At 67.2% G+C, this 10,652-nt stretch carries 6 protein-coding genes; 1 reads left to right on the top strand and 5 read right to left on the bottom strand.

Features of this window, described 5'->3' with window-relative positions; translation table 11 throughout:
- Positions 1 to 2 precede the first annotated feature (2 nt).
- The 5 genes from SJI03_RS16040 to SJI03_RS16020 form a co-directional block, all read right to left on the bottom strand.
- Complete coding sequence (locus SJI03_RS16040; RefSeq protein WP_322427854.1) at positions 3 to 3,278, bottom strand: amino acid adenylation domain-containing protein; 3,276 nt, start codon at positions 3,276 to 3,278, stop codon at positions 3 to 5.
- A gap of 63 nt (positions 3,279 to 3,341) precedes the next feature.
- Complete coding sequence (locus tag SJI03_RS16035; RefSeq protein ID WP_322427853.1) at positions 3,342 to 5,498, bottom strand: TonB-dependent siderophore receptor; 2,157 nt, start codon at positions 5,496 to 5,498, stop codon at positions 3,342 to 3,344.
- Positions 5,499 to 5,534: 36 nt separating this feature from the next.
- Entirely contained in the window at positions 5,535 to 6,860 is a 1,326-nt protein-coding gene (locus SJI03_RS16030; protein ID WP_322427852.1) for a lysine N(6)-hydroxylase/L-ornithine N(5)-oxygenase family protein, read from the bottom strand.
- Between the two features lie 2 nt (positions 6,861 to 6,862).
- A complete protein-coding gene (locus SJI03_RS16025) occupies positions 6,863 to 7,954 on the bottom strand; it encodes a GNAT family N-acetyltransferase (RefSeq protein ID WP_322427851.1) in 1,092 nt (363 codons plus the stop codon).
- Between the two features lie 70 nt (positions 7,955 to 8,024).
- Entirely contained in the window at positions 8,025 to 9,683 is a 1,659-nt protein-coding gene (locus SJI03_RS16020; RefSeq protein WP_322427850.1) for a cyclic peptide export ABC transporter, read from the bottom strand.
- A 190-nt stretch (positions 9,684 to 9,873) separates the two neighbouring features.
- On the opposite strand from SJI03_RS16020, the gene fhuF reads away from it, so the two are divergent.
- Positions 9,874 to 10,650 (top strand): siderophore-iron reductase FhuF, encoded by a 777-nt coding sequence (fhuF, locus tag SJI03_RS16015; protein WP_322427849.1) that lies wholly within the window; start codon positions 9,874 to 9,876, stop codon positions 10,648 to 10,650.
- Positions 10,651 to 10,652: the final 2 nt, after the last annotated feature.

The raw sequence follows: 10,652 nt of genomic DNA, 5'->3' as shown, positions 1-10,652 counted from the left end.
GATCAGGTCGACTCCAAGATATCCAGGAATGATGCGAGATCATCCATCCTCGATTGTTGTGAAGCTTGTTGCTGCAAGGTGGCGACTTCGGCGGCCAACAGGGACAAGGATTTGGTTTCAAATACGGCGTGCAGCGGCAGCGACACGGCCAGCGCCAGGTTCAGGCGCGACACCAGCTGCACGGCCAGCAGCGAATGCCCGCCCAGCGCAAAGAAGTTATCCTCGCGCCCCACGCGCGACACGCCCAGCAAGACGCTCCAGATGGCCGCCAGCGCCTGTTCCAGTTCGCCCTGCGGCGGTGCGTACGCCGCGCTTTCCAGCACCGGCGCCGGCAGCGCGCTGCGCTCCACCTTGCCTGCCGGGCTCAGTGGCAATCGCGCCAGGGCCACGATGGCCGCCGGCAGCATGTAGTCGGGCAGCGCCGCCGCCAGGGCCGCGCGCAAGGCCGCCACATCCAGTTGCGCCGGGCTGACATACGCCACCAGGCGCGCGCCGGCGGCGCTGTCCTGCGCCACCGCCACCGCTTCGCGCACGCCAGGCTGCGCCAGCAGCTGCGCCTCGATCTCGCCCAGCTCCACGCGGAAGCCGCGGATCTTGATCTGGTGGTCGATGCGTCCCAGGTAATCGAGCTGGCCGCCGCGCCAGCGCACCAGGTCACCCGTGCGGTACAGGCGCGCACCGGGTACGCCGTGCGGGTCCGGCACGAAGCGTTCGGCCGTCAGCGCAGGACGGCCAAGATAGCCACGCGCCAGCAAGGCGCCGCCGATGCACAGTTCACCGGCCGCGCCGGGCGGCGTCAATGCCAGGTCCGCATCCAGCACCTGCAGCGCGCGTCCCGCCAGCGGCAGGCCGATCGGCATCTGCGCCGGCGCCGCGCCATCGAGGTAGGGCGCGCAGTCGAGCGTGGCCGCCGTCACCGCCGCTTCCGTCGGCCCATAGGTATTGAGCAGGCGGATGTGCCGCATGCCCGCCTGGCGCCACGCCTGCAGCGCTTCCGGCGGCATCGCCTCGCCGCCCGCGTGCACTTGGCGCAGCGCGCCGTAGTCGCGCGGGCCTTGCTGGGCAAAATCCTGCGCCAGCAGCGACCAGTAGGCCGTCGTCAAATCGGCCACGCTGATGCGGTAGCGGTGCAGCGCCTGGTAAAACGTCTCGCTGTCCCACAGCTCCGGGCCGCGCAAGACCAGCGCCGCACCGATGCACAGGGTCGGCCAGGCCTGTTCGACGAAGCCGTCGAAGTTCAAGGTCGAAAACTGCAGCACGCGGTCCTGCGCCGTCAAGCCAAAGAAGCCGACGGACACTTGCGCATGCCGGCTTAACGCCTGATGCGCGATGCCCACGCCCTTCGGCTTGCCCGTCGAACCGGACGTGTATATCACGTAGGCCAGTTGCTGCGGCAGCGGCGCGTGGCCGGGATCGTGCTCCAGCGCGGATGGCTGTTCCACCAGTTGCACGGGCAGTCCCGCCGGCAGCGCCAGGTGCGGCAGCACGGGCGCCTGCGTCAGCAGCAGCGCCATGCCGCTGTCGGCGATCATGTAGGCCAGGCGTTCGGCCGGATAGCCGGGATCGAGCGGCACGTAGGCGGCGCCCGTCTTGAGGATGGCCAGCAAGCCGGCCAGCATGTCGACCGAGCGCTCGACGGCGATGCCGACGCGCACTTCCGGCCCCGCGCCCTGCGCCAGCAGCGCGTGCGCCAGGCGGTTGGCGCGCAGATTCAGCGCGCGGTAAGTGAGCGCCTCGTCCTGGTACAGCAGCGCCAGCGCATCCGGCTGCAGCACGGCCTGCAGCTCGAACTGCGCGTGCACGGGCAAGTCGTTCCACGGTCCACCCTCATGGCGGCCCTGGCGCAGCACGGCGTCTGCCTGCGCGGCGGACAACAGGCCTCTCCCATCGAGCACGGCATCGGGCCGTTCCAGCATGGCCGCCAGCACGTTGACAAAATAGCTGGCCAGCGCCGCGATGCCGGCCCCATCAAACAGGGCGGTACGGTATTCCAGGCTGGCCGTCACGCCTTCGGCGCCGATGGCGACATCGAGCGACAGATCGAACTTGGCCTCGACCTGCGCCTCCGACAGCAGGCTGACGGACAAGCCATCGAGCACGGGCACGGCGGAAGCGGCCGCGCCTTCGTGGCGCAGGTTGAACAGCACCTGGAACAGGGGATTGCGCGACAGGTCGCGCTCGATGCGCATCGCGTCGAGCAGCAGTTCGAATGGCAGCTCGGCGTGGTTCAGCGCGGCCAGCGCCTCGCCACGCAAGCGGCGGCACAGGGTGCGCGCCGTCAGGCCGGGCGCCAGGCGCGCGCGGTAGACCTGGGTGTTGACGAAAAAACCGATCAGCTCATGCACTTCGTGGCGGTTGCGGCCCGCGTTCGGCACGCCGATGGCAAAGTCGCGCTGGCCGCTCAAGCCGGCGAGCACCAGTTGCCAGGCTGCCATCAGGATCACGAATGGCGTGCACTGCTGCGCGCGGCAAAACGCCAGCGCCGCGCCGGCCAGCGCCGGCGGCAGCGCAAACGCGTGGCAGCCGGACGCCTGCGCGGGCGCGGGGTCGTCCGCCAGCACGGGCAAATTCAGCGCCGGCACGTCCTGACCCAGGTAGGCCGTCCAGTAGGCCAGCTCCGCATCCAGGTGCGCGCCCTGCAGCATGGCGCGCTGCCAGGCCGCATAGTCGGCATATTGCAGCGGCAGCGCCGGCAGGCCCGGCGTGCCCGCCTGCGCGGCGCGGTAGGCTTGCGCCAGGTCGCGGATCAGCACGGGATTGGACCAGGCGTCCGAAACGATGTGGTGCATGCTCAGCATGAGTACCGCGTGCTCGTGGCCGCAATCGATCAGGGTCGCGCGCAGCAGCGGCGCGGCGCCCAGGTCGAATGGCGTGTCGGCTTCGCGCCGCAGCCGTGCGGCCAGCCATTCGGCGTCAGCGGCATCCGCCGCGGGCGCCGTCTCGCGCCCCAGCGCCAGGCTGGCGTGTGCCTCGACGATCTGCAGCGGCAAGCCGTCGCGCTCCTCGAAGCGCGTGCGCAGCACGGCATGGCGCTGCACCAGCGCGCGCAGCGCCGCCTGCAGGGCCGCGCCGTCGCACGGGCCTTCCAGGCGAAACGCGCGGCACAGGTTATACGCGGTCGAGCGCGATTCGTAGCGCTGCAAAAACCACAGGCGCTGCTGCTGGAAGGACAGCGGCGCGGCGCCATCGCCATCGAGGGCGCGCGGCAGTATCGCATCGACGCCATCGGTTTCATCGTCGAGCAGCAGGGCAAGCAATTGGTCTTGGTTGGTGGTCATGGAGGCGTCGGAGTACGATGGGATAAGCAGCCCGGCGTGGACCGGGCGGCGGCCGTCAGGGGCTTACAGCTTCAAGCGCAAGGTCAGCGCCAGCGCGCGCGGTTCGCCGATCACGTTGCCGTTTTGCGGCGTATTGATGCGCTGGTAGTAATGACGGTCGAACAGGTTGCTGACATTGACCGCCAGGGTGGCGCGTTCGCTGACGGCCCAGGCGGCATGCGCATCTACGGTGGCATAGCCGCCCTGCGCCAGCTGGGCGCCGCCCAGCACCGCGATGCTGTTGTAGAAGCGGCTGACTGCCGTCACGCCGCCGCCAAGGCTGAAGCGCTTCCAGTCGCCGGCAAATGCATAGTTGCTGCCAAGGCGCAGCATGTGGCGCGGCGCGATGGCGGAAAAGGCGCTCGAATCGAGTCCGTCCAGGCTTTCCAGTTCCTGCGAGTTGATATAGGTGTAGCCGCCATACACATCCCAGCCTGGCAGCAGGCGCCCGTTGACCTGGGCTTCGAGGCCCTGGTTGCGCGTCTTGCCGCGGGCGATGTAGTAGTCGACGCCGTCCGGCACCAGCACGGACTGGGCGCGGCCGTTTTCGCTGACGCGGAACAGCGCCAGCGAGCCGCTCAGCGCGCGGTCGGCGCTCTCGCCCTTGATGCCCAGTTCATACTGCTTGCCTTTCAGTGGATTGAGCGGCGTGCCATCGCGCCCGGCGAAGGCCTGCGGCTGGAATACGTCGACATAGCTGGCATACAGCGAGTAGTCGCGGCTCAGGTCATAGATCAGGCCCAGTTGCGGCGAGATCTTGCCCGTCGCCTCGTTGCGGCTTTCCACCGAGCTGTCCGGCGTGTAGTCCTGCGTGCGGCCCTTCCACCACGATGCGCGCGCGCCCAGCACCAGGGTCAGCGGATCGGTGAGGCTGAAACGCGCATTCGTGTAGACGCCATACTGTTCCGAACGCAGGTTCTGCCCTTCCCCCAGCGGCAGGAAGTCCGGGCGGGGGAAGTCATGGCGCGGCCGGAAGATATCCACTTTCTCGTCGAATTCGCCCCGGTAATACGGCGAAGCAAAGCGCATCTTGCTGTAGTTGGCGCCCACCAGCAGCTGGTGGCGGCGGCCGAACAGCGAAAACGGCCCGCCGGCGTTCACGTCGAGGCCGGACTGGCGCTGGCGGTCCTTGCCGCCGCCCACGTACAGCTGCACCAGGTTGTCCGCCGGATCGATCGGATTCCACGGATAGGCCTGGATGCGATCGAGGCCGCTTTCCTGCCAGTTGGCGGACAGGCGCCCGCTCCAGCCATTGGCCATCTTGTGTTCGAGTTCAGCAAAGGCGTTGGTGGTGCGGTACTGATCCAGGTTGAAATTGGCGCCGATATTCGTCCTGCGCGGGATCCTGGGCAGCGACAGCACGGGCTTGCCGCTTGACAGGTCGAGCATGGCGGGATAATTCCACGGCTGTTCGGCGGCGCGCACGTATTGCGTGCTGGCGCCCACGGTCAGACGCGTGGCCGGGCTGAAGGCATAGTCGGCCACGCCGTACAGCGTGTGGCTGCGCTCATGCGCGTCATCGTAGAAAAAGTCCTTGTCCTGCACCACGCCGACGACGCGGCCGCGCAAGGTGCCTTCCGCGTTCAGCGCGGAACCGACGTCGAATTCGGCGCGGCGCTTGTTCCAGGAACCCAGGCTCAGCTCCGCCGTGGCGCGCAGTTCGCTGGTCGGGCGCTTGCGCACCAGGTTGATGCTGCCGCCCGTGCCGCTGGTGCCGGCATACAGCGCGGCCGGCCCCTTGAGCACTTCGACGCGCTCGAACAGGGCCAGGTCGGACGAGGCGCTGACGCGAAAATCGTAGGTAGTGGGTACGCCGTCAAGCTGCACCGAATTGATTTCATAGCCGCGCGAGTAAAAGATGGCCCGGTTGGCATCCTTGTTTTCCACCGTCACGCCTGGCGTGCGGCGCAGCGCGTCGGACAGATTGACCAGGTTCTGCTGCTCGATCTGGTCGCGCGTGACCACGCTGACCGATTGCGCAATTTCGCGCATCGCCAGCGGCAGCTTGGAGCCGATGCGCAAGCGCGGATTGCCGCTTTGCTCGTCGGCGCTGCCGCTCACCACCACTTCCTTCAAGGTCACCTCATCCTGTTGCCCCCACGCGGCGCCAGCGGCCGAGAGGGCCGAGAATGCGGACAACAGCGCCATGCGCCGGGCGCCTCTTTTTTTAACTACGGACATCAACATCTCCTCGAAACATGCATGAAAAATAGGATTTCACCAGGCGTGCGCGCTTTCCCTGCGACTGAAGGCATCGGCGGCGGGCCGGCCCCACTGGCGGCGCTGCTCCAGCATGGCGTCGGCGATCTCCTGCGAGCGGATCGCCAGCACGGACAGCAAGGTGTCGCTCAAGCCGTGCGTGTCTTCGCAGCAGCCTTGCAGGAAGATGCCCGCAGCGCAGTCCTGCGGCCCGCGCAGCCGGTAGTCGCGCGCCACGTCGCCGACGTCGAACCACTGCGCCAGTGGCGCCAGCAGGCGCCGGTGGGTCTGTCGCTGGTAGCCGGTGGCCAGCACCACGGCGTCGTAGCGGCAAGTGCCGGAGGGGCCGCCGTCGACCTGGCGCAATTCCGCCAGCAAGCTTCCATCGTCGCCGCTGCGCAGGCTGGCCACTTCATGCTCGAACAGCACGCGGTGGCGTTCGCTGCCGCGCACCTTCTGCTGGTACAGCAGGTCGTAGATGCGTTCGATGAGGCCCGTGTCGACCACCGCGTAGTTGGTATTGCTCAGCTCATCGATCAGGCTGCGCCGCGCGTCGGAACCGCGCTGGTAGACATAGTCCGTATATTCGGGATTGAAGATCTGGTTGACGAAGGCACTGTCGTCGGCCGGGCGCAGCACCGCGTTGCGCGCGATCAGGTCGACCTGCATGCCGGGGCCGCGCGCCTGCAGGTCGAGAAAGATCTCGGCCGCGCTTTGCCCCGCGCCGACCACGGCCACGCGGCGCGGCTGGGGCAAGGCGGCCAGCCCCGCCAAATAGCGCGAGGAGTGAAACACGCGCGCGTCGTCGCGCCAGGCGGCGAACAGCGGCGGGATGTGCGGCGCGCCGCCTACACTGAGGACCACGTTGCGCGCATGGCGCAGGCGCTCGGCGCCGCCATGCAGGCGCGAACGCACGCACAGGTGATCGAGCACGCCGTCATGCAGCACCGGCTCGACCGCCACCACTTCTTCGCCATAATGGCAATCGGCCGCGAATCGCCCGGCCGCCCAGCGCAGGTAGTCGTTGAATTCGTGGCGGCTGGGATAGAAGGTCTTCAGGTTGATGAAATCCTGCAGGCGGCCGTGCTGCTGCAGGTAATTGATGAAGGTATAGGGGCTGGCCGGATTGCGCAGGGTGACCAGGTCCTTCAGGAACGAGATCTGCATGCGGCTGTCGTCGAGCAGCATGTCGCCATGCCAGACGAAGTCGGGCTTCTGCTCGATGAAGCTGGCGTCGAGCGCGCCATCGGAGGGGGCCGCCTCGCGCAAGGCGATGGCCAATGCCAGGTTGGACGGGCCGAAGCCGATGCCGATCAGGTCATGCACGAGGTAATTGGCTTGCATGGTCACTCGCTTCGCGTGGCAAGGTGGTTGAAATAGCTCAGTTCATGCTCCGCCACGCCAGGCGGCACCAGACGCCGCTCACCGAAGAAGCGCTCGCGCAGCAGCGTCACCAGCATGGCCCGCTTGTGCGGAAAATCGAACTCCTTGATCTTGGCAAAGCCGTTGCGGTCCAGGTTATTGATCTGCTGCTGGTGGTCGGCGCGCGGCTCGCCGACGATGCGCTGCGTGCGCACGTCGTCAAGGAAGATGTAATGCATCAGCGACGGCAGCCAGGCCGTCACCCAGGGGCGGCCGCGCACGTCTTCCTCGCCGATCAGCACATGCCAGCCACGGTCGAAATCGGCCGCCTCGCAATACGGGCCGATGCGGTTTTCCTTGGCCCAGTACACCTCGAAATAGCCGAACGGCCTGCCGTCGGCGCAGCCGATCAGCGGCAGCATGTGCGGATCCGCCTGCAATTGCTCCAGGTAGGCACGGTGCCTGGCCAGGTCGCCCTCCTCCTGCCAGAAGTGGGCCACGCGCGGATCGTTCATCCAGCGGTTAAAAGTGGCCAGGTCGCCGTCGATATCGACGGTGCGCAGCGACAGTACCTGGTTCAGCCAGGGAATGTGGCGCGCATACACCTGGCCGGACGGCTTGGGCGCGCGCAGCGGGTGGCGCTGGCCGTGGCTCATGACGTATTGCAAGGGGTAGGCGCCGCTGCCTGGCCGTGTCAGCCAGACGCCCGACTCTTGCCAGAAGCGCTGGGCAGGCAGCTGCATCAGGCCCGCGCCCGCGTCCAATGCCGCGCCCTGCAGCAATTGCGCAGCCAGCGCGGGTGGCGCCCCCGCCAGTTGCAGGCCCGCTTCGCCCGGATACAGCGCGAACGCCGTTTCACAGGCAGCCAATGCCGCATCGCGCGCCAGCGCGCCCTCGCCGCCGGACTGCAAGGTCAGCTGCAGCCCTGCCGGAGCACCGGCCATCTGCCAACGCTGCACGGCCACGCCGTCCAGCGTGACGATCAATTGCGCGCCGTCGACGGCGGTGTACAGGGCCGCCGCCCCGGCACGCTGCGTGACAAATTCCCTCGGGTGATGCTGTACGTTCTCGGCCATGTTGGTATCCTCGTTCTGAATCGCGAATGGGGTGCAGTTGACAGGTAATAGATAAGAAGCAGGGGCCGCGTCAGGCCGCGCTCAGGTCCGCCGCGCTATCGCGCACGCCGCGCGCCACGGCCAGCGGCTGCAGCACGCCGCCGTCGCAGCGCAGCACGCGGTCGGCCACGCCGAAATAGCGGTCGTCATGGCTGATGGCGATGATGGTCTTGCCACCACGGCGCAGCTCGGGCAGCAGCTCGCGGTAAAAGAAGTCGCGGAATGGCGGGTCCTGGTCCGCCGCCCATTCGTCGAGCAGCAGGATGGGGCGCTGCTCCACATGCGCCATCAGCAGCGCCAGGCGCTTGCGCTGCCCCTGCGACAGGCGCACGGTGGACAGGCGGCCAGCGTGCAGCGTGACCTTGCGCTCCAGGCGCAAGCGCTGCAAAAAGGCTTGCGCCAGCGCCGGATCGAACGTACCCAGCGGCCCGACCAGTCCCTGGAACAGGTGGAAATTCGAAAAAACGGTGGAAAAATGGCTGCGGTACCAGGCACTGTTGGCGCCGCCGACCGGCGTGCCAAGCAGCTCGACGCGCCCGGCGGACGGCTGGTACAGGCCCGTCAGGATGCGCGCCAGCGTCGACTTTCCGCTGCCATTGCCGCCGACGATAAAGACGATTTCGCCTGACGTCAGTTGCAGGTTGACGGGACCCAGACGGAAGCCGTATTCATCGCTGGCATGCGGATACTGGTATTGCACGTTCTCCAGGACCAGCAGCGGCAGGCCCGGCGCCACCGGCGCGGCGGCAGGCTGCACGTCGAAGCCGGCGCGATGCGCCTCGAGCGCCAGGCTGTCGATCTTTTCCAGCGCCACGCTGCCCGACAACAGCATCGGCAAGCCTTCGACCAGGTCGTTCAATGGCATGCGCAGGAACATCAGCACCAGCACGAAGGCCACCACGGCCTGCGCCGGCACAGCGAAATAGTCGCCGGCGATGAACATCAGCCCGGCCAGGCCGAGGATCAGCACGGCGCCCCAGTTCAGGCTGAAAATCCAGTAGCGATCGGCGCGCACTTCTAGCTGGCGCGCCCGTTCGGCGGCCGGCGTGAAGTCCTGCTCGAAAAACAGCTGCTTGCGCGTGGCGTTCAGGGCCAGCTCGCAGCGCCCTTCGATGGCGCCTTCGTAGCCGGCAAAGATTGCGTCGTCCGTCTCGCGCACCTGCTTCATCAGCGCGCGCATGCGCAGCATCATGACTTGCGCAAAGAGGGCGCCGCCGCCCACGGCGACGATCGTCAGCAGGAACAGCTGCCACGACAGCCAGGCCAGGTAGGCGAAGCCGCCCAGCACCAGCACGCCGTTGTACAGCACGAAGGGCAAGCGGTTGAAGGCCATGCCGATGGCCGCCACGTCCTTGGTCAGCGCCGCATACAGGGCCGCCGCGCCGATCTGTTCGAGGCGTTCGATGCCCGTATCAAGCACGCGCTTGAGCATCACCAGGCGCATTTCATACACCACCCGGTGGCCGAGCGCCGTCAGCAGGGCCTGGGACGCGAAGCCGCAGACGAACAGCACCAGCAACAAGGCGCCAAAGACGAGGGCCCAATGCGCGCCAGGCGCGGCCGGTGCGGCGATGCGCTGGTTGATCGCACTGATCAGGCCGATGCCAGCCAGCGCGCTGCACACGCTGGCCAGGGAAGTAAGCAGCAGCAACACGCGGAAGCGCCGGATCAGGGACAGGAAAACGTTCATGCAAACAGCCTCGAAATCAGAAGGACATCAATGAGAGAAGTAGTGCCGAATCAGTTACAGTTGACGTTAATGAGAATGGGAATACAAATGAGAATGCTTCACATTTACATTTAACTGATAATAGATGAGAATTGTTATTACCGCAACCAAAGCATGTATTTATTTATACGTGCCGTGCCACGAAGAATCGATGACCATGTCCCTGCCCCAGCAAGCCCCAAGTCCACAGCATTGCCTGATCGGCCCCCTGCCCCAGCTGTTTCATGGCGAGCTGGCCGCCTATGGCGCGGCGCTGGCCGTAGCAGACACCAGCGCCCCCGTCGGCACCGCGCTCGAGGCCTTCCTCGACGGTCCGCAGCTCGCGGCGGCGCTGGCCCTGTTTGCCCTGCGCTTTCCCGGCGCCCATCCCAAGGCGCTGGCGTCGACCTGGTCCAAGCTGTATTTCAACGCCCTGCTCGTGCCCGTGCTGGCGGCGTCGTCCGCCTGCGGCTGGTGCTTCCCGCTCGCCCCTGGCCGCGTGCGTTTCCTGGCCGATACCGATGGCGCGCCGCTGCGCTTCGTGCTGGAAGACGCCGGTGCGGCGCATCCCGCGCTCGATAGCGCCGCGCGCCTGCAACCGCTGGTGCGCAACCACCTGACGCTGGTGGTGGACGCGCTGGCCACGCAATACCGCCTGGCGCCGCGCCTGCTGTGGAACAATGCCGCCGTGATCGCCGAGGAAACGCTGCTGCAATGCCAGTTGCTGATGGGGGCGCAGCCGCGCATCGCCGCCGACCTGCACTTCCTGTGCGCCACGGCGCAATGGCCGGACCAGCTGGCCAACCCCCTGCACCAGCCCACGCGCCTGGTGGCGAACGTGCGCCAGCGCCAGCTGTGCTGTTTGCGCTACCGGCTGCGGCTCGATTTCTGCGCCGACTGCCCGCTCGACTGTCGCCAGCGCCAGGCGGCGCAACGCAAGCTCGCCTAAAA

Origin of the sequence: Janthinobacterium sp. GMG1 (assembly GCF_034427795.1) — a bacterium.
Classification (GTDB): domain Bacteria; phylum Pseudomonadota; class Gammaproteobacteria; order Burkholderiales; family Burkholderiaceae_D; genus Janthinobacterium.
The sequence above is the reverse complement of the archived record's forward strand: the minus strand, read 5'-3'. Positions and strand labels throughout refer to the sequence as shown.

What these genes read in the sequence shown, in the direction of transcription:
- SJI03_RS16040 (WP_322427854.1), bottom strand. Translation starts at nt 3,278, where the DNA reads ATGACCACCAACCAAGACCAATTGCTTGCCCTGCTGCTCGACGATGAA.
- SJI03_RS16035 (WP_322427853.1), bottom strand. Translation starts at nt 5,498, where the DNA reads ATGTCCGTAGTTAAAAAAAGAGGCGCCCGGCGCATGGCGCTGTTGTCC.
- SJI03_RS16030 (WP_322427852.1), bottom strand. Translation starts at nt 6,860, where the DNA reads ATGCAAGCCAATTACCTCGTGCATGACCTGATCGGCATCGGCTTCGGC.
- SJI03_RS16025 (WP_322427851.1), bottom strand. Translation starts at nt 7,954, where the DNA reads ATGGCCGAGAACGTACAGCATCACCCGAGGGAATTTGTCACGCAGCGT.
- SJI03_RS16020 (WP_322427850.1), bottom strand. Translation starts at nt 9,683, where the DNA reads ATGAACGTTTTCCTGTCCCTGATCCGGCGCTTCCGCGTGTTGCTGCTG.
- fhuF (WP_322427849.1), top strand. Translation starts at nt 9,874, where the DNA reads ATGACCATGTCCCTGCCCCAGCAAGCCCCAAGTCCACAGCATTGCCTG.